The 25,549-nt window shown below is 71.2% G+C and carries 26 protein-coding genes and 1 riboswitch; of the genes, 21 read left to right on the forward strand and 5 right to left on the reverse strand.

The annotated features are described in order from the left end of the window. Positions 1-127: 127 nt before the first annotated feature. Genes QSK30_RS15310 through QSK30_RS15325 form a run of 4 tightly spaced genes read left to right on the forward strand, consistent with a single transcriptional unit; the run spans position 128 to position 4,959 of the window. Positions 128-3,367: a sensor histidine kinase gene (locus tag QSK30_RS15310; RefSeq protein WP_285503390.1), complete on the forward strand. Its 3,240-nt coding sequence runs from the start codon at positions 128-130 to the stop codon at positions 3,365-3,367. A gap of 18 nt (positions 3,368-3,385) precedes the next feature. Continuing rightward, the gene (locus QSK30_RS15315; RefSeq protein WP_285503391.1) at positions 3,386-3,826 is read left to right on the forward strand and encodes a roadblock/LC7 domain-containing protein; all 441 of its coding nucleotides are present in this window, start codon (positions 3,386-3,388) and stop codon (positions 3,824-3,826) included. Between the two features lie 7 nt (positions 3,827-3,833). Then, positions 3,834-4,382: a DUF742 domain-containing protein gene (locus QSK30_RS15320; protein WP_285503392.1), complete on the forward strand. Its 549-nt coding sequence runs from the start codon at positions 3,834-3,836 to the stop codon at positions 4,380-4,382. Beyond that, positions 4,363-4,959 carry a GTP-binding protein gene (locus tag QSK30_RS15325; RefSeq protein ID WP_285503393.1) on the forward strand — a complete coding sequence of 199 codons (597 nt, stop codon included), beginning with the start codon at positions 4,363-4,365 and terminating at the stop codon, positions 4,957-4,959. The genes QSK30_RS15320 and QSK30_RS15325 overlap by 20 nt, the downstream gene beginning before the upstream one ends. A 14-nt stretch (positions 4,960-4,973) precedes the next feature. On the opposite strand, the gene QSK30_RS15330 is transcribed toward QSK30_RS15325, so the two are convergent. Further along, the gene (locus QSK30_RS15330) at positions 4,974-5,393 is read right to left on the reverse strand and encodes a hypothetical protein (protein ID WP_285503395.1); all 420 of its coding nucleotides are present in this window, start codon (positions 5,391-5,393) and stop codon (positions 4,974-4,976) included. 150 nt (positions 5,394-5,543) lie between these two features. Between QSK30_RS15330 and QSK30_RS15335 the strand changes: the two genes are divergently transcribed. Beyond that, positions 5,544-7,418 carry a hypothetical protein gene (locus QSK30_RS15335; protein ID WP_285503397.1) on the forward strand — a complete coding sequence of 625 codons (1,875 nt, stop codon included), beginning with the start codon at positions 5,544-5,546 and terminating at the stop codon, positions 7,416-7,418. Between the two features lie 41 nt (positions 7,419-7,459). On the opposite strand, the gene QSK30_RS15340 is transcribed toward QSK30_RS15335, so the two are convergent. Beyond that, complete coding sequence (locus QSK30_RS15340; protein ID WP_285503398.1) at positions 7,460-8,086, reverse strand: TetR/AcrR family transcriptional regulator; 627 nt, start codon at positions 8,084-8,086, stop codon at positions 7,460-7,462. 107 nt (positions 8,087-8,193) lie between these two features. Here QSK30_RS15340 and QSK30_RS15345 point away from each other — a divergent pair, with 107 nt between their 5' ends. From QSK30_RS15345 to QSK30_RS15410, 14 genes are all read left to right on the forward strand, one after another. Then, entirely contained in the window at positions 8,194-9,345 is a 1,152-nt protein-coding gene (locus QSK30_RS15345) for an acyl-CoA dehydrogenase family protein (protein WP_285503400.1), read from the forward strand. A gap of 28 nt (positions 9,346-9,373) precedes the next feature. Beyond that, on the forward strand, positions 9,374-10,525 hold the full coding sequence (locus QSK30_RS15350; protein ID WP_285503402.1) for an acyl-CoA dehydrogenase family protein: 1,152 nt from the start codon (positions 9,374-9,376) through the stop codon (positions 10,523-10,525). 27 nt (positions 10,526-10,552) lie between these two features. Beyond that, entirely contained in the window at positions 10,553-11,632 is a 1,080-nt protein-coding gene (locus tag QSK30_RS15355; protein ID WP_285503403.1) for a zinc-binding dehydrogenase, read from the forward strand. Positions 11,633-11,735: 103 nt separating this feature from the next. Then, a complete protein-coding gene (locus tag QSK30_RS15360; protein ID WP_285503405.1) occupies positions 11,736-12,431 on the forward strand; it encodes an energy-coupling factor ABC transporter permease in 696 nt (231 codons plus the stop codon). Continuing rightward, positions 12,428-12,775, forward strand: coding sequence for a PDGLE domain-containing protein (locus tag QSK30_RS15365; RefSeq protein WP_285503406.1), 348 nt, complete (start codon positions 12,428-12,430; stop codon positions 12,773-12,775). Before QSK30_RS15360 ends, QSK30_RS15365 begins: the two co-directional genes overlap by 4 nt. Next, the gene (cbiQ, locus tag QSK30_RS15370) at positions 12,772-13,530 is read left to right on the forward strand and encodes a cobalt ECF transporter T component CbiQ (protein ID WP_285503407.1); all 759 of its coding nucleotides are present in this window, start codon (positions 12,772-12,774) and stop codon (positions 13,528-13,530) included. The genes QSK30_RS15365 and cbiQ overlap by 4 nt, the downstream gene beginning before the upstream one ends. Continuing rightward, positions 13,530-14,291 (forward strand): energy-coupling factor ABC transporter ATP-binding protein, encoded by a 762-nt coding sequence (locus QSK30_RS15375; protein WP_285503408.1) that lies wholly within the window; start codon positions 13,530-13,532, stop codon positions 14,289-14,291. Before cbiQ ends, QSK30_RS15375 begins: the two co-directional genes overlap by 1 nt. Positions 14,292-14,322: 31 nt before the next feature. Continuing rightward, a riboswitch (glycine riboswitch) is annotated at positions 14,323-14,416 on the forward strand. Positions 14,417-14,679: 263 nt separating this feature from the next. Next, entirely contained in the window at positions 14,680-15,780 is a 1,101-nt protein-coding gene (gcvT, locus tag QSK30_RS15380) for a glycine cleavage system aminomethyltransferase GcvT (RefSeq protein ID WP_285503410.1), read from the forward strand. Positions 15,781-15,799: 19 nt separating this feature from the next. Continuing rightward, complete coding sequence (gene gcvH, locus QSK30_RS15385; protein WP_285503411.1) at positions 15,800-16,177, forward strand: glycine cleavage system protein GcvH; 378 nt, start codon at positions 15,800-15,802, stop codon at positions 16,175-16,177. 1 nt (position 16,178) lies between these two features. Continuing rightward, on the forward strand, positions 16,179-17,450 hold the full coding sequence (glyA, locus tag QSK30_RS15390) for a serine hydroxymethyltransferase (RefSeq protein ID WP_285503413.1): 1,272 nt from the start codon (positions 16,179-16,181) through the stop codon (positions 17,448-17,450). A 79-nt stretch (positions 17,451-17,529) separates the two neighbouring features. Continuing rightward, positions 17,530-18,900 carry an L-serine ammonia-lyase gene (locus QSK30_RS15395; protein WP_285503447.1) on the forward strand — a complete coding sequence of 457 codons (1,371 nt, stop codon included), beginning with the start codon at positions 17,530-17,532 and terminating at the stop codon, positions 18,898-18,900. Positions 18,901-19,148: 248 nt separating this feature from the next. Further along, positions 19,149-19,589, forward strand: a complete 441-nt coding sequence (locus tag QSK30_RS15400; protein WP_285503414.1) for a hypothetical protein — start codon at positions 19,149-19,151, stop codon at positions 19,587-19,589. A 148-nt stretch (positions 19,590-19,737) separates the two neighbouring features. Next, entirely contained in the window at positions 19,738-20,163 is a 426-nt protein-coding gene (locus tag QSK30_RS15405; RefSeq protein ID WP_285503415.1) for a hypothetical protein, read from the forward strand. A 22-nt stretch (positions 20,164-20,185) separates the two neighbouring features. Beyond that, positions 20,186-20,623 (forward strand): hypothetical protein, encoded by a 438-nt coding sequence (locus tag QSK30_RS15410; protein ID WP_285503417.1) that lies wholly within the window; start codon positions 20,186-20,188, stop codon positions 20,621-20,623. A 4-nt stretch (positions 20,624-20,627) separates the two neighbouring features. On the opposite strand, the gene QSK30_RS15415 is transcribed toward QSK30_RS15410, so the two are convergent. Continuing rightward, positions 20,628-20,834 (reverse strand): hypothetical protein, encoded by a 207-nt coding sequence (locus QSK30_RS15415; RefSeq protein WP_285503419.1) that lies wholly within the window; start codon positions 20,832-20,834, stop codon positions 20,628-20,630. 816 nt (positions 20,835-21,650) lie between these two features. Between QSK30_RS15415 and QSK30_RS15420 the strand changes: the two genes are divergently transcribed. Both QSK30_RS15420 and QSK30_RS15425 read left to right on the forward strand, forming a co-directional pair. Further along, positions 21,651-22,538, forward strand: a complete 888-nt coding sequence (locus QSK30_RS15420; RefSeq protein ID WP_285503421.1) for a helix-turn-helix domain-containing protein — start codon at positions 21,651-21,653, stop codon at positions 22,536-22,538. Next, on the forward strand, positions 22,535-22,804 hold the full coding sequence (locus QSK30_RS15425; RefSeq protein WP_285503422.1) for a DUF397 domain-containing protein: 270 nt from the start codon (positions 22,535-22,537) through the stop codon (positions 22,802-22,804). The genes QSK30_RS15420 and QSK30_RS15425 overlap by 4 nt, the downstream gene beginning before the upstream one ends. A 104-nt stretch (positions 22,805-22,908) precedes the next feature. Here the strand turns inward: QSK30_RS15425 and QSK30_RS15430 are convergent, their stop codons facing one another. Beyond that, entirely contained in the window at positions 22,909-24,174 is a 1,266-nt protein-coding gene (locus QSK30_RS15430) for an HNH endonuclease signature motif containing protein (protein ID WP_285503423.1), read from the reverse strand. 408 nt (positions 24,175-24,582) lie between these two features. Beyond that, entirely contained in the window at positions 24,583-25,530 is a 948-nt protein-coding gene (ku, locus tag QSK30_RS15435; RefSeq protein ID WP_285503449.1) for a non-homologous end joining protein Ku, read from the reverse strand. Positions 25,531-25,549 lie beyond the last annotated feature (19 nt).

Genomic DNA, 25,549 nt, shown 5'->3' on the forward strand with positions numbered 1-25,549 from the left:
CGCGGTCTTCTCGTGCCCTGTCGCGTGTGCTGCGGCGAAGGCTGTCCAAGATGTTGTCGTGAAGGGAGAGCGGCGCGGTGAGGCAGTTATTCCGACGGCGACCGGGGACCGTGGCGGAGGCTCGCGCGTGAGGCAACCTCAGTCCCAGGCCGACACCGCCGCGGCCGCGGGGTCGCACCGGGCAGCCGCCGGCGGGGAAGCCGGCCGCACCCCCCGGTGGACCGCGCTGACCCGCTGGCGCGACTGGAACATCCCGATCAAGCTCGGCGCCGTCATCCTGGTGCCGGTGCTCTTCGCCGTGGTGCTCGGCGTGCTCCAGATCAGCGGCCAGATCGCGCGCGCCGACTCCTACGAGCGCGTCGACAAACTGGTCGCGGTCAACGAGAACCTGCGCAAGGTGCTCACCTGGCTGCAGCGCGAGCGCACGAAGGCCGCGGTCGCCCTCACCACCGGCTCCCGCGACGTCGCCGCCGAGCTCGCAGGCGAGCGGCAGAGCGCGGACTACGCGCGGGAGGAGCTGCTGCGCGCGGTCGCCAAGGCCAGCTTCGACACCGAGGTCACCCGCGCCCGGCTCACCGACGTCAGCACCGCCTTCGAGTCCCTGGCCAACCTCCGCCGCCCGGTCGGCACCGGCTCGGTCGACGGCGGCACCGCCCTGGCGGGCTACACCGCGATCATCCGGGCGATGCTGGAGTTCGACCGCGCCATCACCGGCGAGGTCGCCGACCCGAGCCTGTCGAGCACCGCCTCGGCGCTGCACGACCTGGAGGCGGCCAAGGAAGAGGTGTACTACCAGCAGGGCCTGGTGGGTATGGGCATCGCCCGCGGCGGGCTCAACGCCACCGAGCTCGACGCCCTGCGCGCCTCGGGCGCGCGCTACGACGAGCGCACCGGCGACTTCCGGGCCATCGCCACCGCGGCCCAGCAGCGCGCCTACGACGAGCTGATGTCCGCCCCCGGCGTGCGGACCCGCGCCGAGCTGCTGCGCCGGGCGGCGGGTGGGCGCGCGGTCAACGTGCCGCTGCCGTTCACCTCGATGGCCTGGAACGACGCCTCCGAGCTGGTCTCGGGCAAGATCAGCAACGCCAGCGGCCGACTCGGCTCGGAGATCCGGGCCCGCTCGGCCGCGCTGCAGGACCGGGCGGGCGACGCGGCGGGCATCGCCTCGGTGGTGCTGATCATCGCCCTGGTCGCCGCCGCCGCGGTGATGTTCGTGATCGGCAGGCAGCTGCTGCGCTCGCTGAGCGTGCTGCGCCGCGGCGCGCTGGAGGTCGCCACCCGGCGGCTGCCCGCCGCCGTCGCCCGGATCCGGGACGGCCGCGACGTGGTCGAGCCGGTGGTCGAACCGGTCGCGCTGCTCGCCGACGACGAGATCGGCCAGGTAGCCAGGGCCTTCGACGCGGTGCACGAGCAGGCGCTGCGGCTGGCCACCGAGCAGGCGGGCCTGCGGGCCAACTACAGCAACGTCTTCGTCAACCTCTCCCGGCGCAGCCAGGGCCTGGTGCAGCGCCAGCTGCAGCTGCTCGAGCGGCTCGAGCGCGACGAGGAGGACGCCGACCAGCTGGCCACGCTGTTCCAGCTCGACCACCTCGCCACCCGGATGCGGCGCAACAACGAGAACCTGATGGTCCTCTCCGGCAGCGACCTCGCCCGCCGCGCGTCGCAGCCGACCGCGCTGGGCGACCTGCTGCGCGCAGCGGTGTCCGAGGTCGAGCACTACCAGCGGGTGGTCATCGCGCCGCCGCCCACCGTGCTGGTGGTCGGCTACGCGGTCGGCGACCTGGTGCGGCTGGCCGCCGAGCTGCTCGACAACGCCGCCGCGTTCTCCGCGCCCACCACCCAGGTCACGATCTCCAGCCAGCTCGGCGACGGCGGCGCGGTCCGGATCGAGGTCGCCGACCGCGGCATCGGCATGACCGAGCAGGAGCTGGCCGAGGCCAACGCCCGGCTCGTCGACACCGGCACCGTCGACGCGTCCACCTCGCGGCGGATGGGCCTGTTCGTCGTCGGGCGGCTCGCGGCCCGGCTCGGCGTCCAGGTGCGGTTGCGCCCGGGGGCCCAGGCAGGCCTGCGCGCCACCATCACCGTCCCCGCCGACCTGGTCACCGCCAACGTGGTGGAGCTGCCCCGCGCCCCGCGCGCGGCGGTCGCCCCCGTGGAGACCAACGGCCACGACACCGCGGCCACCGGCCCCTACGGCCACGGCAGCGGGTCCAATGGCAGCAACGGGTCGAACGGCAGCAACGGGTCGAACGGCAGCAACGGGTCGAACGGGTCCAACGGCAGCAACGGGTCCAACGGCGCCAACGGATCCAATGGGTGCAATGGCGCCAACGGGAACGGGGTCAACGGGTACAGCGGGCTGGCCCGCAGGCTTGCCAAGGGCGGCAACGGTTCCGCGTCGAACCCGACCTGGATGTCCGGTGGCGACGGTGCCGAGCTGCCCGAGTCGCTGCCCGCCCCGCGCGACCCCGCGCCCGCCGCGGGCGCGGTCCCGCCGCTGCCGCGCCGCTCGCCCAAGCCGGTGGCCGAGCCACCGCCGCCCAGCCCGGCCGAGACCACCGCGGTGGCCCCGCCGCTGTTCACCCCGGCCATCCCGGCCACCCCCGCCGAGGACGACAGCGCCTGGTGGGACACCACCCTGGTGCACGAGTCGCTGGCCCCGCCGCGCCCGCCGGTCGAGGCGAGCGCGCTGCACGAGACCACGCCGATCTTCGACGAGATGGTCTCCGCCTGGTTCCGCCAGCTCACCGACGACCCGAACTCCACCGCCGAGGACGTCCGCCGCGGCCCCGGCTGGGACTTCGCCGCCGACCAGGGCTTCGACACCGCCCGCGCGGTGTCGGCGGCCGAACCGGCCGACTACACCACCTCCGGCCTGCCGCGCCGCACGCCGCGGCAGAACCTGGTCCCCGGCAGCGCGGGCCAGCAGGGCAAGCGGCGGGCCCCGGAGGCACCCGGCCGCGACGCCGAGGAGCTGCGCACCCGGCTCTCGAGCTACCAGCGCGGTATCCACCGCGCCCGCGGTGCCCACCACGCTGGCCCCGCGCACGGGGAGGCCGAACCGGGGTTGGACCTGCGCGGTGCCCGCTGGCGCTTCGCCGCGGACGTGGGCTGGCAGGCCGCCGAGGCGGTCAGCCAGGCCGGTCCGGCCGAGGCACCCGAGGGCGGGCTGCCCCGCCGCACGCCCCGGGAGCGGCTCGTGCCCGGCAGCCTCGGCCAGTCCGCCCCCGCCGGCCCGCCTCCGGTCGAGCGGGACGCCGAGGCGCTGCGGTCCCGGCTGGGCAGCCTGCAGCGCGGGATCGGCCGTGGCCGCAGCAGCCTCGCCCAGCGCCGTCCCGACCAGGAGAGGGAGTCCGATGCCTGAGTACGCCGAAGGAGAACGATGACGTCAACGCAGTCCAAACCGGGCCAGTTCGGGTGGCTGGTCAACGACTTCGCCGACCGGGTCTCCGGGGTGGCGCACGCGGTGGTGGTCTCCGCCGACGGCCTGCTGCTGACCTCCTCGGCCCGGTTGCCGATCGACCGGGCCGACCAGCTGGCGGCGGTCGCCTCCGGGCTGGTCAGCCTCACCCAGGGCGCGGCCCGCTGCTTCGAGGCGGGCGCGGTCAAGGAGACCGTGGTCGAGATGGAGCGCGGGATCATGTTGCTGATGGCCATCAGCGACGGGTCGTGCTTAGCGATTCTCGCGGCCCCGACCTGCGACATCGGCCAGGTGGCGTACGAGATGACGCTGCTGGTCGACCGGGTGGGCCAGATCTTGACCCCGGAACTGCGCGCGGCCCTGCAGGGCTCCGCCGGGAGGATGGTGGGCCAGCCCGCATGAGCAAGCCATGAGCGCGCGCCGGGACGCCGAGCCCGAGGCGACGATCGCCGATGTGATGAACGGCCTCTCCCTCGGCGGGGGGCGCAGGCGCAAGCGCCAGAAGTCCGAAGTGGACGACCAGGTCGCGGTGCCCGAGCAGGGGTACCCGTGGCCGGACCAGGAGCTCGGGGAGGCGGCCGCGGACTTCGCGGTGCCGGTGGAACCGGTCGAGGCCGAGACCGCCTCGATCGTGCGGCCCTACGCCTGGACCCGCGGCCGCACCCGCTCCAACTTCGAGCTGCGGCTGGAGACGATGGTCTCCACCAGCGAACGGGCCCAGGACGCGAGCGCGTTCGCCGAGTCCGAGCACCGGGCCATCGGGTCGCTGTGCCGCGACCCGCGCTCGGTCGCCGAGGTGGCGACCCTGCTCGGCGCTCCGCTCGGGGTCGCCAAGGTCCTGCTGGGCGACATGGCCCAGCTGGGGCTGGTCACCGTGCACAAGACCGCTACCGGCGGCGCCAACCGGGCGCACCTGGTGTTGATGGAAAGGGTACTGAGTGGACTCCGCCGGCTATGACGACGCCGCCACGCTGACCTCGGTCAAGATCGTGGTGGCAGGCGGCTTCGGCGCGGGCAAGACGACCTTCGTCGGCTCGGTCTCGGAGATCATGCCGCTGACCACGGAGGCGGTGATGACCAGCGCGAGCATGGGCATCGACGACACCGCGGCCACCCCGAACAAGACCACCACCACGGTGGCGATGGACTTCGGCCGGGTGTCGCTGGAGTCCGACCTGGTGCTCTACCTGTTCGGCACCCCGGGTCAGCAGCGGTTCTGGTTCATGTGGGATGACCTGGTCCGCGGCGCCATCGGCGCCGTGGTCCTGGCCGACACCCGCAGGCTGGCCGACTCGTTCTCCCCGATCGACTTCTTCGAGGAGCGCGGCCTGCCCTACGTGATCGGCCTGAACTGCTTCGACGGGGTCCTGGGCCACGGGATCGAGCAGGTCCGCGACGCCCTGGCCATCGGCCAGGAGGTGCCGATCGTCCCGTGCGACGCGCGGGACCGGCAGTCGGTCAAGAACACGCTGATCACCATGGTGGAGTACTCGATGCGCCGCTGGGTCGCGCTGCACGGCGCGGGCGTGGGCTGAGACCGGTCAGCTGGTCAGGTCTCGATGTCGACCAGGTCGAAGGTGGCCGAGGGCGTGGCGCGCCCGCACGAGCGGGCGATGTGCCAGGCCAAGTGGCCAACCCCGGCCTGGGCGGCGGGCCTGCGGGTGCGCTCGATGGCGAGGTAGCCGTCGGTGGCGGCCATGATCCGGGCGGCGTCGCCGACCACCGCGGCGATGCCGAAGCTGAGCACGTCGGCGCGCAGGTCGTCGTCGAGGTCCTCGGCCAGGCCGACCAGGCCGAACCGGGTGTCCTGCTCGTCGAAGCCGATGCCGACCGCGCCCGCGTAGCCCTCGGCGTCCTCGGCGGTGACGTCGAAGACGATGATGTGCGCCTTGTCGGCGACGTCGTAGAGCCGCCCGACCGGTGTCATCAGCTCCTCGGTCAGGAACGCGTTGTCCTCGTCCCGGTCCACCGTGGCAGTGTACGGCCGGGTGGCGGGTTCGGGTCGTCGTCGCCACCGCGTCAACGGGTCCGTACCGATGACCATGTTTCCCCCCGAACCGCGTCCCGGGCCGGCACGATGACCGCCACGTCCACCGTGACCCCGAGGATGTGAACTGACGTGCCGTACGCGGTGTGGCTGCACCTGGACGCCCCGGAGCCGATCCCGGAGGAGTTCGCCGGGCCCCGGTTGCCCCGGCTGATCGTCGAGGTGATCGAGGCCGGCTGGCCGGGTGACGGCACCGACCTGCTCGACGTGCGGGTGCTGGCGCACCCCGAGGGCGCGATCATCGGGCTGGCCCTCGACACCGAGGACATCGAGGTCTGCCTGGCCGTGGCGACCAGCCTGACCAGGCACTTGGCGGCCACCGCGCCGTTCCTGGGCTGGTCGGCCGAGGAGCTGCAGGCCAACCGGCTGCCCGAGGCGGCCGAGTCCGGTGACTGGCTGGCGCCGATCGACCACGGCGACGACAACCGGTTCCCGGTCGCCGAGCACCTGTCCGGGGCGCTGCGGGAGCTCTCCGCGCAGTTCCTGTTGGCGGGCGCGGTGCGCGACCTGTGCGACCCGGCGGGCAAGAGCCGCTACACCGCCGACGCCGTCGACGCGTTCGACCTGGTGGAGGGCGCGGTCGAGGAGCAGCCCTGGGACGCCGACCTGGTCGGCGAACTGGGCACCCTGGTGGTCGCCGCGGCCAGGGCGGAGGCCACCACCGGGGTGCGCCGCCCGCTCACCGGCTACGGCGCGGGCGACGCCGACATCGCGCGCGGCCTGCTGGAGCACGCCCGGGCCGACGCCGACCTGCCGGTGGACGCCGACGAGGGCGACCGGCTGCGCGGGCACGCGCTGCTCGAGCGGTTCATGGCCCACCACGGCCTGCGCTGGCACGACGAGACCGACGGCGACGGCACCCGGGCCGGTGACGGCGAGGGCGGCGACGGCGACGAGGACGAGGAGCACGACCAGGAGATGCTGCGCGCCCTGCTGTGGGCCGGGCTGCGCACGCTGGCCACGCTCACCCAGGACCGCACCGCCGAGGTCCGCACCCCGTGGCAGTGGCTGGCCGGGCTGGACAGCACCGACATCGACCCGGTGGTCGAGGTGTTCGCCGCGCGCGACGAGCACCGGATCGAGAACTCCGACGAGACCGACGAGGGCCAGCTGGTCGACGCCGCGCAGGCGCACATCGTCATCCGGGTGGCGCTGCGCCACCCCCGGGTGCTGGCCGGCTCGGAGATCGACTTCATGCTGTCCGACCCGGCGGTCGCCGGGTGCCTGGTGCCGTTGACCGCGCACGTGCTGCTGTCCTTCAGCGCCGAGTCGGTCGAGGACGCGGCGGAGCAGGCCGAGACGGCCGAGCGCGGGGTGATCGTGGCCGCGTTGCGGGCGCTGGAGGTCGAGGACGAGGACGCCACCGACCCGTTGAACGACCTCTACACGGTCCTGGAGCGGGTGATCCCCGCGCGCGTTGGCGACGCCGAGAGCCGCAGGCAGAGCATCCGGGAGTTCTTGGCGCTGTTCGCGCTCTTGCCCGAGGACGACGTGCCCACCGTCTCCCGCGCGCTGTTCACCAACCCGGCCCACGTCGCGTGCGTGGTGCTGTCCGGTTTCGACAGTGACGAGGAGGTCGAGCGCAAGCAGCGCGGGTTCATCCTGGCCGAGGCCGCCGCGATCGATCCCGCGCTCGCGGCCGACTTCGCCGCCGACACCCCCGCGCTGCGCGGCGCCGACCCGCGCGACGAGCCCGCGCTGCGCAACGAGATCGGTACCTGGTGGCGCTCGGTCTCCGAGGTGTTGCGCGACGGTGACCTCACCCTCGACCAGCTGCCCTGCCCGGAGCCGGGCGCGGCGCTGCTGTGCGGGCTGCTGGCCACCGACGAGCCGGTGAACCTCGACGACCTGCCGCTGGCCACCGCGATGACCGGGGTGGTCCAGGTGGTCTCGGCGGTGACGATCGCGATGGACGAGCCCGAGGTCGCGGCGCAGATCCTGCTCTGAGCCGGGCGCGCTGTATCGGGCGCTCCGTATCGGGCGCGGGGTCAGACGCGCACGCGCGCGTGCAGCTCGGCCAGGCCGCGCAGGAAGGCGTCCAGGGCCAGCTCGAAGCTGTCCGCGTCGATCTCCTCGGCGTGCTCGCGCAGCCGGTGCGCCTGGTCTAGGTGCGGGTAGCGGTCGAGGTAGACCTGCACGTCGTCCTCGAAGCCGCGGGCGAACGAGCTCATCGCGGCGCCCAGCACCAGGTACTTGGTGGAGGCGCCGATCATGGTGGCGTAGCGCGGCGGCCAGCCCGCGCCGACCAGGCCGCCGTGCACCGCGTCCGCGCGCTCCAGCGCCGCCGCGCGCCGGGCCGGGCCCGCGGCGTGCACCGGCACCAGGTTCGGGTGCGCGGCGAGTGCGGCGCGGTAGGAGCGGGCCCAGGTGCGCAGGCCGCCGACCCAGTCCGCGGCGAAGTCCCCGACGTCCACCGCGGACACGATGTCGTCGGCGACGTCGGCCAGCAGCTCGTCCTTGGTGCGGTAGTGCGAGTACAGCGAGGGCGCCTGCACGCCGAGGTCGGCGGCGAGCCTGCGCATGGACAGCCCGGCCAGGCCGTCGCGGTCCACCGCGGCCAGCGCGGCGGCGCGGATGCGGCCGCGGTCGAGCAGCGGGGTTCGGGGCCGTGGCACGCGCGTGTCTCCCAGCTCACCCCCGGCCGCGGGTTGCCGGGGTCGGTGCGCCGATCCTATCCTGAGTAAACCTAACACCGTATGGTTACTCGGACGGGAGACCAGCGATGGATCTTGCCCTCACCGGCGAGCAGCAGGCCCTATGGGACCTGGCCAGGGACTTCATCGACCGGGAGGTCGTGCCCAACGCCGCCGAGTGGGACCGCCGGGAGCAGGTGGACCGGGCGATCGTGGGCAAGCTGGGCGCGGTCGGCTTCCTGGGGATGACCATCCCCGAGGAGTACGGCGGCTCCGGCGGCGACCACCTGGCCTACTGCCTGATGATGGAGGAGCTGGGCCGGGGCGACTCGGCGATCCGCGGCATCGTCTCGGTGTCGCTGGGTCTGGTGGGCAAGTCGATCGCCGGTTACGGCTCCGAGGAGCAGAAGCGGCACTGGCTGCCGCGGATCAGCTCGGGGGAGTCGCTGGCCTGCTTCGGCCTCACCGAGCCCGACACCGGCTCCGACGCGGCCAACCTGTCGACCCGCGCCGTGCGCGATGGTGGGGACTACCTGCTGACCGGCTCGAAGATGTTCATCACCAACGGAACGTGGGCCGACCTCGCGCTGATCTTCGCCCGGACCGGCGGCCCCGGCCCGAAGGGGATCAGCGCCTTCCTGGTGCCCACCGACTCCCCCGGGTTCGAGCACCGGGAGATCAAGGGCAAGCTCGGTCTGCGCGGCCAGTCCACCGGCGAGCTGGTGCTGGACGGCGTGCGGGTGCCCGAGAGCGCCCGGTTGGGCGAGGAGGGTGTCGGCTTCAAGGTGGCGATGTCCGCTTTGGACAAGGGCCGGATGTCGGTCGCGGCCGGGTGCGTCGGGCTGGCCAAGGGCGCGCTGGAGGCCAGCGTCAAGTACTCGACCGAGCGGCTGCAGTTCGGCAAGCCGATCGCGAGTTACCAGCTGGTGCAAGAGATGCTGGCCGACATGGCGGTCAACACCGACGCCGCGCGACTGCTGGTCTGGCGGGTCGCCGACCTGATCGAGCGCGGCCTGCCCTACGGCACGGCGGCGTCGATGGCCAAGCTGTACGCCAGCGAGAACGCCGTCAGCGCGGCCAACCTGGCCATCCAGGTGTTCGGCGGCTACGGATACCTCGACGAGTACCCGGTGGCCAAGTTCCTGCGGGACGCGCGCGTGATGACCCTGTACGAGGGCACCAGCCAGATTCAGAAGCTGCTCATCGGCCGCGCTCTTACCGGGATCAACGCGTTTGTCTAAGAGGCATAAGAGGTCTGAGAGGTGACATGTGGACTTCTCACTGAGCACTGAGGAACGTGAGGTCCGCGACTGGGTGCGTACGTTCGTGCGCAAGGAGATCCAGCCGTTGGAGCAAGAGGTGCTGCGCCGCGAGCGCGACCACCGGCCGGGTCTTACCGCCGATGAGCTGAAAGCGTTGCAGCTCAAGGCAAAGGAATCGGGCTTCTGGGGTGTGCAGACGCCCGAGGAGTACGGCGGGATGGGCCTTGGGGCGGTCATGACCGCCCTCTTAGAGGTTGAGCTGGGCCGCTCGTTCGTACCGTTCAGATTCGGTGGCGCTGCCGACAACATCTTGTTCCAGGCGAACGAGGAGCAGAGACAGCGCTACCTGTTGCCCACCATCGCGGGCGACCGCAAGTCGTGCTTCGCCATCACCGAGCCGGGCGCGGGTTCCGACGCGCGCAACATCAAGGCCCGCGCCCACCGCGACGGCACCGACTGGGTCATCAACGGCGAGAAGACGTTCATCACCGGCGGCAACGAGGCCGACTTCGCCATGGTGTTCGCGGTGACCGACGAGGGCGTCACCTGCTTCCTGGCCGACCGCGCGCAGGGCTGGCGCTCCGAGCCGATCGACACCATGGGCGAGTGGGGTCCGGCGGCGCTGGTGTTCGAGGACGTGCGGGTGCCCCAGGAGAACGTGCTCGGCGAGGTCGGGCGTGGGTTCGACCTGGCTATGGCGTGGATCGGCCGCGGCCGCTACGTGCTTCCCGCCCGCGCGCTCGGCGCGTGCGAACGGTTGGTGGGTATGGCCATCGAGCACGCGAACAACCGGGTGACCTTCGGCGAGCCGATCGCCAACCGGCAGGCGATCCAGTGGATGCTGGCCGACTCCGCGGTCGAGATCGAGGCGCTGCGCTGGCTGGTGCTGCACGCGTCGTGGGTGGTCGACCAGGGCGCCGACTCGCGGCACTGGCAGTCGATCGCCAAGCTCTACGGCGGGGTGAAGGCCAACGAGATCGTCGACCGGGTGCTCCAGGTGCACGGCGGCATGGGCTACACCAGGGAGCTGCCGGTGGAGCGCTGGTACCGGGAGCTGCGGCTGCTGCGGATCTACGAGGGCACCGACGAGATCCAGCGCCGGACCATCGCGCGCAACCTGCTCAAGGGGCACGCCGGGGTGTCCGGCACACTCGGCTGAGCATCCGCTTCCGAGCTCAGGAGTGACATGGTCAGGGCCGCTGTGCTGTTCGCGCAGGGTAAGCCGCTGGAGATCACCGACATCACCCTGCCGGACCCGGGCCCGGGTCAAGTGCGGGTCCGCGTGGCGGCGTCGGGGGTGTGCCACTCGGACCTGTCGCTGGCCAACGGCACGCTGCGGCAGCCGGTCCCGGCGGTCCTCGGGCACGAGGGGGCGGGCGTCGTGGTCTCGGTCGGCACGGGCGTCACGCGCGTCGGGCCCGGCGACCACGTGCTGCTCAACTGGTCCCCGCCGTGCCGCGAGTGCTGGTTCTGCTTGGCGGGGGAGCCGTACCTGTGCGAGCGCGCGGCCGACGCGGCCCAGGTCCCGCACGCCGCGCTCGGCGACGGCACGCCGGTGTACCCGGGACTGGGCACGGGCGCGTTCGCCGAGGAGACGGTCGTGCCCGAGCGGGGCGCGGTGAAGATTCCGTCGGACGTGCCGTTGGAGTCCGCAGCGGTATTGGGCTGCGCGGTGCTCACGGGCGCGGGCGCGGTGTTCAACACCGCGAAGGTGACCGCGGGGCAGGCCGTCGTGGTGGTCGGTGTCGGCGGGGTGGGGCTGTCGGTCCTGCAGGCCGCGCGGATCGCGGGGGCGTCGCCGATCATCGCGGTGGACGTGCACGCGGCGAAGGCTGACCTGGCGCTGTCCCAGGGCGCGACGGACTTCGTGGTCTCCGATGAGAACACGGTCAAGGCCATCCGCGCGCTCACCGGTGGCCGTGGGGCCGATGTCTCCTTCGAGTGCGTCGGCATCCCCACCGCGATCCGCACGGCGTGGTCGGCGAGCAGGCGCGGTGGCCACGTGGTGGTCGTCGGGGTCGGCTCGGCCAAGGCGATGGTCGAGTTCAGCGCCCTGGAGCTGTACTGGTTCGGCCGCACCCTCACCGGCTGCAACTACGGCTCCAGCGACCCGGACATCGACGTGCCCCGCCTGCTCGACCTGCTGGCCGCGGGCGAGCTCGACGTCAGCGGCCTGGTCACCGCGCACACCGACCTCGACGGCATCGAGGCCGCCTTCGACGACATGCGCCAGGGCCGCGGCGGCCGCACCCTGGTGCGGTTCTGAATCCTGGGACCCCGCTGCGGGGGTTGGGCAGTTGCAAGAGGCTGGCGGTAACGTCCTCTTGGCAACTACGCTCAAACCCCCAGTCCCCGCAGGAGGTGCGCCGATGACGACCTCGGTCGCCATGCACATGAGCGACGGCTTGATCGATACCAAGACGTCGGTGATCTTCATCGGGGTGGCGGTCGTTGGCGTGGCGTTCGCCGCGGCCCGCGCGCGCAACGACCTCGACGACCGCACCGCGCCGATGGCGGGGCTGGTCGCGGCGTTCGTCTTCGCCACCCAGATGCTGAACTTCCCGGTGCTGTCCGGGGTCAGCGGCCACCTGCTCGGCGGCGCGCTCGCCTCGATCCTGGTCGGGCCGTGGGTCGGCGCGCTGTGCGTGTCGATCGTGCTGGTCGTGCAGGCCCTCGTCTTCTCCGACGGCGGCCTGACCGCGCTCGGCGCCAACATCACCAACATGGCCCTGATCGGCACCGCGGCCGGGTTCCTGGTGGCCACCGCGCTCAAGCGGTTCGCCGCGAGCAAACCGGGGCTGATCGCGGTCGCCTTCGTCGCGGCCCTGGTCAACACCGTGGTCGCCTCGCTGGGCTTCGTCCTGGAGTACGCGATCGGCGGCGACCCGCAGTTCCTCGGCGGGGTCACCACCACGATCGTCGGCGTGCACGTGCTCATCGGCATCGGCGAGGGCGTGATCACCGCGCTCACCGTCGGCGCGGTCGCCGCCACCCGACCCGACCTCGTCTACCTGCTGCGCGGTACCCGCCGCCCGCTCGAGCTGCGCGAGGAGAGCCCGGCATGACCACCACGACCAAGCGCAACACCGGCTTCCTGCTCGCCTTCCTGGCGGTGGCCCTGGTCCTGGCCGGTGTTGTCTCCTACTTCGCCGACCCGAACCCCGACGGCCTCGACCACGCCACCCAGACCGGGTGCCAGGTGGTCACCTCGGACCAGGGGGAGAGCCTCCAGGGCACCTGCATCGCCCAGAACGCGAAAGCCCACCCCCTCGCGGGGAGCCCGCTCGCCGACTACGCGGTAGACGGCAACGAGAGCACTACGGGCCTGGCGGGCGTTATCGGTGTCGTCGTCACCGTCACGCTGGCCGGTGGGCTCTTCTGGCTCTTGCGCAGGCGACCCACCACGTGAGCGCGGGGCACTCTCACCCGCTGCACCGGCCCGGTGACACCCCGGTGCACCGGTTGCCCGCGCAGGTCAAGATCGTCGCCGCGATCGCCACCGCGCTGTGCGTGGTGTCCACACCGCGCGACCAGTACTGGGCGTTCGGCCTCTACCTGGTCCTGCTGAGCGCGATCTGGGTGGTCGCGCGCATCCCACCCGGGTGGCTGGCCAAGCGCGCGCTCATCGAGGCGCCGTTCGTCGTCCTGACCTTCGTCCTGCCGTTCATCGCGGGGGGACCGGAGGTCCACGTGCTGGGCGTCGCGGTGTCCGAGCACGGGCTGCTGACCGGCTGGAACATCCTGGTCAAGGGCACCCTCGGTGTGCTGACCTCGCTCACCCTGGCCGCGACCACCTCCCCGGGCGAGCTGATCGTGGGCCTGCAACGCCTGCGCGTGCCCACCATGGTCGTCACCATCGCCACCCTGATGCTGCGCTACCTGGAGGTCATCGCCGCCGAGGCCCGCCGGATGCGGCTCGCCCGGATCAGCCGCGGCCACGACCCGCGCTTCCTGTGGCAGGCGGGCGCGACCGCGCGCGGGGTTGGCACGTTGTTCATCCGCAGCTACGAGCGCGGCGAGCGCGTGCACCTGGCGATGGTCTCGCGCGGCTGGGTCGGCGCGATGCCCGACCACAGCACCCCCGCGCGGGGGATCGCGTGGCTGTCCGGTCTGGCCCTGCCCGGGTTGGCCGCCGTGGTGCTGGGGGTGGCACTGTGGCCGTGATGCCGCACGCCGTCGAGATCGACACCGCCACGCCGCCGCCCGCGCTGAAGGTCGAACGCCTCGCGTTCGCCTACCCGGATGGCCACCAGGCCCTCTACGGCGTCGACCTCCAGGTGGCCGCGGGGGAGCGGGTCGCCGTTCTCGGGCCCAACGGCGCGGGTAAGACCACTCTGGTGCTGCACCTCAACGGAGTGCTGTCCGGTCAGGGCGTTGTCGAGGTCGCCGGTCTGCCGGTGGTGAAACCGAACCTGCGCGAGATCCGCCGACGGGTGGGCATCGTCTTCCAAGACCCCGACGACCAGCTCTTCATGCCCACGGTGCGTGAGGACGTCGCGTTCGGACCGGCGAACTTCGGCGTGCGCGGGTCGGATTTGGACGCCCGCGTCGCCCGCGCGCTAGCCGACGTCGGCATGGCCGAGCACGCCGACCGCTCGCCCATGCACCTCTCCGGCGGCCAGCGCCGTCGGATCGCCCTGGCCACGGTGCTCGCCTGCGACCCGGAGATCCTGGTGCTCGACGAGCCCTCGGCCAACCTGGAGCCCCGGGCCCGCCGCGAGCTGGCCGAGGTGCTGCTGACACTCGGGCGCACGATGCTGATGGTCACCCACGACCTCCCTTACGCGCTGCAACTGTGCCCGCGCTCAGTGCTCATCGACGACGGTGTCATCGTCGCCGACGGGCCCACCCGCGAGCTGCTCGCCGACGAGGAGCTGCTCGCCGCCCACCGGCTCGAACTTCCTTTCGGGTTCCGCCTCGGCTAGGGTCGGCCCCACAACCGAATATCGGGCCGCATGAGCCGGAACGGGAGAGCCCTCGACGCGGAGTCGGGGCACCGAAGGAGCAATCTCCCCGCCAATCTCTCAGGTACAGCTACCGTTCCACGCCAGGCCACTCTGGAAAGCAGGCGCGATCTCGGCGCCTCACCCACGGTGCAAGCCGCTCTGCGGTGAAGCTCTCAGGTGCCATGACAGAGGGGGAGTTCCGCGCACTGGATACGTCCATCCAGGCATTCCCAGGAGCTCCCATGATCCCTGTCCATCCACAATTCGCTCAACCATCCACCGCCCGACCGGTCACGCTGCGCCACGCGTGCCCGGCGTGTCAGGCTGCGCGAAACACGCCCAGCGCGCCGAAGGAGACCCGACTTCCATGAGCACACCCTCACCCCTGCACGCGGTGCACGAGGCCCTCGGTGCCTCGTTCACGGACTTCGCGGGCTGGGCGATGCCGCTGCGCTACGGCAGCGAGCTGGCCGAGCACAAGGCGGTGCGCACCGCGTCCGGCCTGTTCGACCTCAGCCACATGGGCGAGATCGAGCTGACCGGCCCGCAGGCCGCCGAGGCGCTGAACTTCGCGCTGGTCGGCAAGCTCTCCGCGGTCAAGCCGGGCAAGGCCCGCTATACGATGATTTGCGACGAGAGCGGCGGCGTGCTCGATGATCTGGTCGTGTACCGACTCGCGGCCGACAAGTACATGGTGGTGGCCAACGCGTCCAACGCGGCCACCGTCGCCGCCGCGCTGCGCGAGCGCGCGGCCGGTTTCGACGTCGAGGTCGCCGACCGCTCCGCCGAGTTGGCGCTGATCGCGGTCCAGGGCCCCACCTCCGCGGCGATCATCGGCGCGGTCACCGGCGCCGACCTGGAGTCGCTGGCCTACTACGCCAGCGTGCCCGCCACCCTGGCCGGGCACGAGATCCTGTTGGCGCGCACCGGCTACACCGGTGAGGACGGCTTCGAGGTCTATGTGGACGGCGCGCACGCGCCCGAGGTCTGGCGGGTCCTCACCGAGGCGGGCCAGGAGCACGGCCTGCTGCCCGCGGGCCTGGCCTGCCGCGACACGCTGCGGCTGGAGGCGGGGATGCCGCTCTACGGCAACGAGCTGACCGCCGACTTCACCCCGTTCGACGCCGGTCTGGGCCGGGTCGTCAAGTTCGACAAGCCCGGCGACTTCGTCGGCCGCGCGGCGCTGGAGCGCCGCCGCGACGCCGATGTGGAGACCAAGGTCCTGGTCGGTCTCGTCGGCAGTGGCAAGCGCGCCCCCCGACACGGGTACTCCGTGGTCGACGGCACCGGCACCGAGGTCGGTACGGTCACCAGCGGCGCCCTCTCGCCCACTCTCGGCCACCCGATCGCCATGGCGTACGTACCGGTCGCGGTGAGCGAGCCGGGCACCGCGCTGTCGGTCGACATCCGCGGCACGGTGGCCCCGGTCGAGGTCGTCAAGCTGCCCTTCTACCAGCGTCCCGCCTGATCAGGAGATCGAGAAGCAGATGAGCAACCCGGAGAACCTCGGTTACACCGCCGAGCACGAGTGGGTCGACCTCGCCGAGGGCACCGCCACGGTCGGTGTGACCAAGTACGCCGCCGACGCGCTCGGTGACGTCGTCTACGTCCAGCTCCCCGAGGTCGGCGCCAAGATCACCGCGGGCGAGCCGTGCGGCGAGATCGAGTCCACCAAGTCCGTCTCCGACCTCTACGCCCCGGCCGACGGCGAGGTCGTGGAGATCAACGAGGCGGTCGTGGACAGCCCGGAGCTGGTCAACACCGACCCGTTCGGCGACGGCTGGCTGTTCCGGTTCCGCACCGACGGCGAGCCGGAGCTGCTCGACGCGGCCGCCTACGCCGAGCTGACCAAGGAAGAGGGCTGAGATGAGCACGTTCGGACAGTCGCTCGCCGAGGTCGACCCCGAGGTCGCCGCCGCGGTCGCCGCCGAGCTGCACCGCCAGCAGTCCACCCTGGAGATGATCGCCTCGGAGAACTTCGCCCCGGTGGGCGTGCTCGAGGCGCAGGGCTCGGTGCTGACCAACAAGTACGCCGAGGGCTACCCCGGCCGCCGCTACTACGGCGGCTGCGAGCACGTCGACGTCATCGAGCAGCTGGCGATCGACCGGGTCAAGGAGCTCTTCGGCGCCGAGCACGCCAACGTGCAGCCGCACTCGGGCGCGCAGGCCAACGCCGCGGCGATGGTGTCGGTGCTCAACCCGGGCGACACGATCCTCGGGCTGGACCTGGCCCACGGCGGCCACCTCACGCACGGCATGAAGATCAATTTCTCCGGCAAGCTGTACAAGGTCGTCGCCTACCAGGTCTCCAAGGAGACCGGGATCGTCGACATGGCCGAGGTCGAGCGGCTGGCCGTGGAGCACAAGCCGAAGCTGATCATCGCGGGCTGGTCGGCCTACCCCCGCCAGCTCGACTTCGCCGAGTTCCGCCGCATCGCGGACGCGGTGGACGCGCTGCTGATGGTCGACATGGCGCACTTCGCGGGCCTGGTGGCCGCGGGGCTGCACCCGAACCCGGTGCCGCACGCGCACCTGGTCACCACCACCACGCACAAGACCCTCGGCGGTCCGCGCGGCGGTGTCATCCTGAGCACCAAGGCGCTGGCCAAGAAGGTCAACTCGGCGGTGTTCCCGGGTCAGCAGGGCGGTCCGCTCGAGCACGTGATCGCCGCCAAGGCGGTCGCGTTCAAGATCGCCGCCACCGAGGAGTTCGCCGAGCGGCAGCGGCGGGTCCTCGAGGGCGCCCGGGTCCTGGCCGACCGGTTGTCGGCGCCGGACTGCGCCGAGGCCGGGGTGAAGGTCGCCAGCGGTGGCACCGACGTGCACCTGGTGCTGGTCGACCTGGTCGGTTCCGAGCTCGACGGCCAGCAGGCCGAGGACCGGCTGCACTCGGTGGGCATCACGGTCAACCGCAACGCGGTCCCGTTCGACCCGCGCCCGCCGATGGTCACCTCCGGGCTGCGCATCGGCACCCCCGCCCTGGCCACCCGGGGCTTCGACGTCGAGGACTTCGCCGAGGTCGCCGACATCATCGCGGTCGCGCTCCGGCGCGACTTCGACGAGCAGACCAGTGCCGCGCTGCGCGATCGCGTGGCGGCCCTGGTCGAGCGCCGCCCGCTCTACCCGGAGCTGGGCTAGCCGACTGGTCGTCGGCCGCCGCGCCGGGATCCGGCGCGGCGGCCCGGCGGCCGGTCACCTGCGGAAAGTGAGGTACGTCGTGGCGGTCAGCGTCTTCGACCTGTTCAGCATCGGCATCGGCCCGTCCAGCTCGCACACGGTGGGCCCGATGCGCGCCGCCCTGATGTTCGTCGAAGGGCTGCGCGAACGCGGCCTGCTGGACACCACGGCGCGGGTGCGCGCGGAGCTGTTCGGCTCGCTCGGCGCCACCGGCCACGGGCACGGCAGCGACAAGGCGGTGCTGCTCGGGCTGGCGGGGGAGCGGCCCGAGGACGTCGACACCGACACCGTGCCCCAGCGGGTCGCCGACATCCGCGCCTCGCACCGCCTCCGGGTGCTCGGCTCGCACGAGATCGCCTTCAACGAGGACGACGACCTCGTGATGCACCGCCGCAAGTCGTTGCCGTTGCACCCCAACGGCATGACCTTCACCGCCTGGGACGCCGAGGGCGTGGAACTGGCCCACCGCACGTACTACTCGGTCGGCGGCGGCTTCGTCCTCGACGAGAACTCCACCGACGGCCCGGTCATCTCCGCGGACACCACCCCGGTCCCGTTCCCGTTCCGCACCGCCACGGACCTGTTGGCGCACTGCGAGTCCAGCGGCCTGAACATCGCCGAGGTCATGCTGCGCAACGAGTTGGTGTGGCGCACCGAGCCCGAGATCCGCGCGGGCCTGCTGGCGATCTGGCAGGTCATGCAGGACTGCGTCGCCCGCGGCTGCGAGCAGGACGGCATCCTGCCCGGCGGCCTCAAGGTCCCCCGCCGCGCGAAGTCCTTGCACGAGAAGCTCTTGGCCGAGGACGGCGCCGACGACCCGCTGTACGTGATGGACTGGGTCAGCCTCTACGCCCTGGCCGTCAACGAGGAGAACGCCTCCGGTGGCCGCGTCGTCACAGCGCCGACCAACGGCGCCGCGGGCATCATCCCGGCCGTGCTGCACTACTACACACGTTTCCTCAAGGGCACCGAGGACGGCGTCATCGAGTTCATGCTGACCGCGGCCGCCATCGGCGTGGTGCTGAAGGAAACCGGCTCCATCTCCGGCGCCGAGGTCGGCTGCCAGGGCGAGGTCGGCTCCGCCTGCGCCATGGCCGCCGCAGGCCTGACGGCGGTGCGCGGCGGCACCGTCGCGCAGGTGGAGAACGCCGCCGAGATCGGCCTGGAGCACCACCTCGGCCTGACGTGTGACCCCGTCGGCGGCCTGGTCCAGATCCCCTGCATCGAGCGCAACGCCGTGGGCAGCACCAAGGCCATCAACGCCTCCCGAATCGCCCTGCGCGGCGACGGCACCCACGTGGTCCACCTCGACAAGGTCATCAAGACCATGCGCGAAACCGGCGCCGACATGCACACCAAGTACAAGGAAACCGCCCGTGGCGGCCTAGCCCTCAACGTCATCGAGTGCTGATCCGGCAAGCGGGTCCCGCCGCCCGCTCGGGGACCACCCGCTCAGCCGTTTCGACACCGCGACATCCCGGCGAGCACCCCGCGCCGGGCCGCGGCGCCGTGGTCTCCTGATCACCGCACGGCCGAACGGCCGTCACACCGGCAGCCGATTCTGTTGCGCGGCAACGTCTCCTACGCTGAGCGAACGTGATTCGCCCTGGGGCGACCCAACGGCGAGGACAAGCGGCGGACTCGGTGAGGGGACAACTGATGCGGACAACCATGAAGGCGGCGGCAGCGGCGGCGGCGTGCGCGGCGCTGGTGATCGCGAGCGCGCCCACGGCTTCGGCGGCCACCGCCGTGCTCAGCAACTCCTGCTACGGCGGCTGGTTCGCCTTCGACATCGTCGCGGTCGGCGGTCCGATCCCGGCGGGCAGCCAGTGGACCTCGTCCTACTCCGGCTCGATGATGTGGGGCGACCAGTACGACGTCCGCCCGGTGCCCGGGATCGTCCAGGTGACCAAGACCTCGCACAAGGCGACCGTCACCCTGACCAACCCGGCCGCGATCCCCGCGGGCAGCGGGGTCACCCTCACCCTCAGCGGCTACCCGCTCAGCGGCCCGTCGGGTCTCAGCCTGCAGCTCAACGGCTACGGCGGCTACACCAGCGCCCACTTCGACGTCGAGAACGGCGACTGGCCGCAGTGCTGAGCGCCGACGGGACCAGCGCGCTCCGCTGATCGGCCGACGCCTGGTTTCCCTTGAGCGCCAAGGAAAACCAGGCGTCACCCCGTCGGCCGATTCCCGCGCCCGGTTTCCCGCTTAGGCTCAGGGAAATCACCTCGGGGGAGGACGAAAGATGCGCTACACCAGCAGAACCGCGCTCGCCGTGGCCGCTTGCGCCGCGATCACCTGCGCCACCGCACCCGCGGCGGCGGCCGACAACGCCGTCCTCGGCAGCACCTGCTACCACGGCTGGTACTCCTTCACCGTGACCGCCACCGGTGGCGACATCCCGGCGGGCAGCCAGTGGACCTCGGGCTGGTCGGCCGCGACCCAGTTCCCCGAGCAGTACGGCATCGTGTCCGACCCGCCGTTGTTCACCTACACGCGGCTCGCCGTCGCCAAGGTCAGCGTGACCAACCCCAACCCGATCCCCGCGGGCACCCGCGTCGTGATCGAACCGCGCGGATACCCGCTCACCAACAAGAGCCTGCTGCGCCTCTACCTCCAGGGCTACGGCGGCAGCGTGGGCCGCGCCTTCGACGACTGGCCCACCTGCTGATGACCACAAAGGACAGCCTGACGTGAGAAACCACCGCGTGCGAACGATCTGCGCGATCGCGGCCACCACCCTGGCGCTGACCTGTGCCGTGTCGGCTTCGGCTTCGGCCGACACGGCGGTGCTGAAGCCCGTGTGCGCCAACAGCAACCCTACGTTCACGATCACCGCGACCGGCGGCGACATCCCCGCGGGCAGCACCTGGACCTCCTCGTGGGCCGCCGCGTCACCGATCAACCCGCAGTACGCGGTCTCGGCGACTCCCGCCGTGATCCAGTCGACACCCATCAACACCCACAAAGTGGCGTTGACGAACCCCGCCCCCATCCCTGCGGGCACCAGGGTGACCCTCAACCTCAGCGGCTACCCCCTGACCACAAGAGGCCCGCTCACCCTGATCCTCAACGGCTACGGCGGCTCAACCTCGTTCTGGTCCGAGAACGGCAGCGTCCCGTTCTGCTGACCCGCTAGCCCGCGATGCTCAGTGGATCGCCCGGGTTCTCGGCGATCCACCGGCACGCGTCCGCGCTGAGCGTGCAGGCCCGCCGGAACCGCTCGACCGCCTCGTGGGTCAACGTCCCCGTGCGCGCCTGCTCCTGCAGGGTGCGCGCGTAGACGACCACGTCCACCAGGTTTCCCAGCACGAACGCGGTCTCCGGCGGTGGCCCGCTCATCGGCCACCGCCGGGCTGCGGGAACGGCTGCGGGAACGCCACGTTGACGAACCCCAGTGCGCACTCCGGGCACAACACCCCGACCGGCCTCCTGTCATCCACGCGGTCCAACGGCATCCCACAGAACCCCACCGACATCCCCTGCGGCGTCAGGTGAACACGCCTGCGGTAGTAACTGCTCCGACCCCACCTGATCTGAACGGCGGTCGCCGCGGCGCCCGGGCTCACCACGCGCCACGCCCCCGGTCGAGCACGCGTCTGACCGTGCCCACGACCGCCGCCCACGGCGGCAAATCCCGCGCGTGCCGCGGGACATCGCGCCACCGCAACCCATCCGGGTTCGTTTCGGCGCTCAACCCCGGTAGCACTACCGTGCTGTGCCGCGGCACCACCCGCACACCGGCCAAGCGGACGTCATCGCGAAGCTGCAAACTGTCTGAAAGGGACAGAGTGGTGACCGCGACCACCGGCCCACGCCCAGTGTCAAGGCAGGGCAGCCGCAACAACGCAAGCGCTAGCTCTACCTGGACTGGTTGGTGCAACGAACGCGGTAGCACCAACATGTCCAGGTCAGCGCCGACGTCAACGACCAACCGCGCGCCGTCGACACGCACGGACCACCCGAACCGCTTCGCGTAAGCGTCTCGATCGCGGGTGAGCAGGTAAGAGCCCGAGCCGATGGCCGGGCAGGATGTGACCATGATGCCTCCCATGGGCTAAATTTGACCCGTGGATTCAACAGTGTCAAGATGAAACCATCCCCCCGATGGGGTGATTCCATCCCACGAAGCGCTGCGAATCCGAGAGGGTGTGTCCCGTGAACGACGTCGAACTCCCCAGGTCCCTGCAAGCAGGCAGCCCCACGCTGTTCAAGCGCATGATCAACCTCTCGCTCAGGCGCTGGCGCGACGAGGCTGGCCTCAAGCAGGGCGAGGCCGCCACCCGGTTGCGCCGGACCACCGCCCACATCAGCAACATCGAGACCGACCGACTGCCACCAGCGCCGGACCTGGAGCTCCTGCTCGACTTCTACGGCAAGGGCGACCGCATCCCGTTCATGATGGAGATGCTGGAGGCCGCCAGGAAGGCCAACTGGTGGAAGGCCCTGTCCGGGAAGGTCCCGGCCTGGTTCGACCTGTTCCTGGGCCTGGAGGAGGGCGCCATCGAACTGGCCAGCTTCGACAGCGTGGTCGTGCGCGGCCTCTTCCAAACCCGCGACTACGCCGAAGCGGTGATCCGAGGCAATCCAGACCTGACTGATGAACAGGTGCAGGCGCTGGTCGACATCCGCATGCAGCGGCAGCACATCCTCGACCGCCGGGCTAATCCCGTCCACGTCTCGACCGTGATGGACGAGTCTGTCCTCTACCGGCAGCGTGGTAGCTCGGACACCATGCGCGCCCAGCTCCAACACCTACTGGACCTCTCGCAGCGGCCCAGGATCGACATCCAGATTCTCCCGTTCAGCGCGGGATCGACTCCTGCGCAAGACGGCAGCACCTTCACGATGATGAAGTTCCCTCCGGGCATGGATGAGGATCTGGGAGTCGTCTTCGTCGAGCTGCTGACCGGTGGCAAGTACTTCGAGAAGGCCAGCGAGATCGTCGAGTACAGGCGGGCCTTGACCAGGCTGCACTCCATGGCGGCTGACCCCAAGGCCACCCGTGCGATCATCAGGAAGGCGATGAAGGAGGTGAAACCATGACCAACGAAAGTCAGACTGCCTGGGCTGACGCGGACTTCCGCAAGTCCAGCTTCAGCGGCGGCCAGAATGGCGCCTGCGTCGAACTGGCTTGGCGCAAGTCCAGCTTCAGCGGCGGCGAGAACGGTGCCTGCGTCGAGATCGCGCACGCCGAGGACCTCTTCGGCGTGCGGGACTCGAAGAACACCACGGGACCCGTGCTGGAGCTGTCGGCATCCCAGGGCCACGCCTTCCTGACCGCGATCCGCACCAGTCAGCTCACGGCGTAGCACGTGTGGCTCGTGAGGTGCCCCGGCCCAGTCCCAGCGGACCGGGGCACCCACGCGCCGACACCCACCCGAAATCATCCCGTCCCGGCCAAGCTGGGCGAGTGTCACCCGGCAGCTGCGGCCGGGGGTGGTGGGTGCGATGAGGGTGGATGTCGGTGGTGGGCAAGGTAGGCGGGTGCGGTGAACTCCGGTCTGCCGCTTGTGGTGATCCGGACTTGCCACTCACTGTTGTGGATCAGTCGGTGATGTCTCGGGCAGAGCAGGACCAGGTTGCCGAGCGCCGTCGGGCCGCCGCGTGCCCAGTGTTGGACGTGGTGGGCGGCGCAGGCCCGGGGACGGCGGTCGCAGTCGGGGAACGCGCAACCGCGATCCCGCAGGATCAGCGCCCGCCGCAGGTGTGGCGGCACTGTGTACCGCGCCCGTCCCACGTCGAGCGGCAGGCCCGCGCCGCCGAGGACGTGCGGGATGATCTTCGCGTCGCAGGCCAGCAACCGGGCCTGCGAGGCGGTCAACGTGCCGCCGTGGTCGATCAGCGCGCGCCGGAGTCCGGATTCGAGATCGGCCAGGGCGACGGTGACCGCGAGGTGCGGCCGTTCCCCGGCCTCGGTGGGCAGGTCGGGCGCGGACAGCGCCAGGTCGATGACCTCGGCAAGGGCGTCCCCGGCCCGCTCGGTCTGGCTGCGGAGGTCAGTGGTGCCGTCGCTGGTCCGGGGTGCGGCCAGGGGACCGATCAGGGCTTCGAACCGGGCACCGTCGACCGGGCACAGCTCGAACCGCCCCTGCACCCGCCCGTCACGGCGCCGCCGCCACGACAGGTAGTTGGGCTGCTCGGGCAGGGGAGCGTCGCCGGGCTGTGGACCGTCTTGGTCGAGCACCATCAGCATCCGCTCCGCACGCACCCGGAGCTCGACCGGCGTGGCACCGCGGGCATGCCCGGCAAGCGCGGCTTCGAACTCCGCTCGCGCCACCGAATCAACCCAGTGCGGCAAGGCACCGATCGCGCGGACGATGACCTCGACGTGCTCCCCGTCGATCGCCGCGTCCGCGAGTGCCGCAGCCGTGCCAGGCAACGTCGGCGGCGTCACGTGCCCAGTGGGCGTGACGCCAGAGGACACCGCCTCGGCCTGCACCACCCACCGCTTGGCCTGCTTCGGACTGACCCTGGTGACCGCCGAGACCAGCGCCGCGGGCGAGGAATACCCCGCCAGCCGGTGGATGCTGGCCCGATCAGCCTCAGCCACCAACTCCAACATCCGCGCGTGATCAGCACGCATGCGCGCCACGACCGCGGCCATCTCCTCAACCAGCCGCGGCCCAACCGACCCCCAGAACCGACTGGGGTCGTTGTGGTGGATCTCGAACTCGGACACACGCCCATCGTCCAGGCCCCCACCGACAATTCCGGCCCCGCAAGCCTTCCCAGCCCACCCGGTCACCTGATCGTGTGAAGGCTAGCTGTACCTACTGCGGCGGTTCGGCGTTCCCTGAGCCTGGACTGGCCTGCGGCGCAGCAGCGGAACAGCCCCGCTCGCGCGGGGAGTACACTTCTTGACAAGCGGCTTTGCCGCGAGGTGTGGGCTGACTCATTCACTTTTACGAACATGCGAGCCATCCGTTAAGAGGCTACGCCGCGACGCGGCGGATCGGGCGGCCTACCTCGATCACCAGGGTGTGGATGAGCGGTGACGGGTCCGTGCAGTCGGGGTCGGTGCACTCGGGCAGGTCCACCAGCAAAGTGCCATGGCAGTGGTAGAGGCCATCCCGGCAGTCGGGGCACATCAGGAGGCTTTGCTGGGGCGGGCGGCGGCGGACACGGCCTTCTCCAGTTCGTCGCGGGTCATCTTGGAGCGGCCCTTGACGTCCAACTCCCGCGCCATCTTGTCCAGGTCCGCCTTGGAGAGGCTCGACAGGTCCTGCTCCTGCTCGGGAGCCGAGGAGCGGCGCTTCTTGCGGCTCTCCACGCTCTTGCTCAGGGCGTCGAACAGGTCGACCACCTTGGTCGGGGTGCTGGGCTCCTCGCCCGCCACGACCTCGCGGCCTTCCTTCTTGTCCTCGATCAGCTGCTCGACCCGCTGGGTGTAGGTGTCGTGGTAGTCCGAGGGGTTCCAGTCCTCGACCATGGAGTCGATGAGGCTCACGGCCATGTCGAGCTCCTTGCCGCGGGCCGGGGTGATCTCCGGGAGTGACTTGAGCTCCTTGGCCGGGTCGCGGATGTCCTCGGCGAACAGCATCGTCGTGAGGATCAGCAGGTCGTCGTCGCCCGCCCGCACCGCGGTGAGGTATTCCTTGCCGCGCATCACGAACGTGGCGATGCCCGCGCGGTTGGTCTTCCGCATCGCTTGCAGGAGCAGGCCGTAGGCCTTGCCGTACTCCTCCTTCGACGGGGCCAGCCAGTACGTCTTCTGGAAGTGGATCGGGTCGATCTCGTCGAGGCCCACGAACGACGAGATGTCGATCGTGCGGGAGCGGCCGGGGGCGATCTCGTCCAGCTCCTCCGGCTCGATGATCACGTACTCGCCACCGCCGATCTCGGCGCCCTTGACGATGTCGGAGTACGCCACCTCTTCGCCGGTGCGCTCGTTGACCCGCTTGTAGCGGATCCGGTCGGAGGTGCCCCGCTCGAACTGGCGGAAGCTGATGGTGTGGTCCTCGGTGGCCCCGAACATGTCCACCGGCACCGTCACGAGGCCGAAGTTGATCGCTCCGTGCCAGATCGGTCGCGCCACGTCGTCCTCCCGGGTGCCG

Source organism: Actinokineospora sp. NBRC 105648 (assembly GCF_030269645.1).
Taxonomy (GTDB): Bacteria; Actinomycetota; Actinomycetes; order Mycobacteriales; family Pseudonocardiaceae; genus Actinokineospora.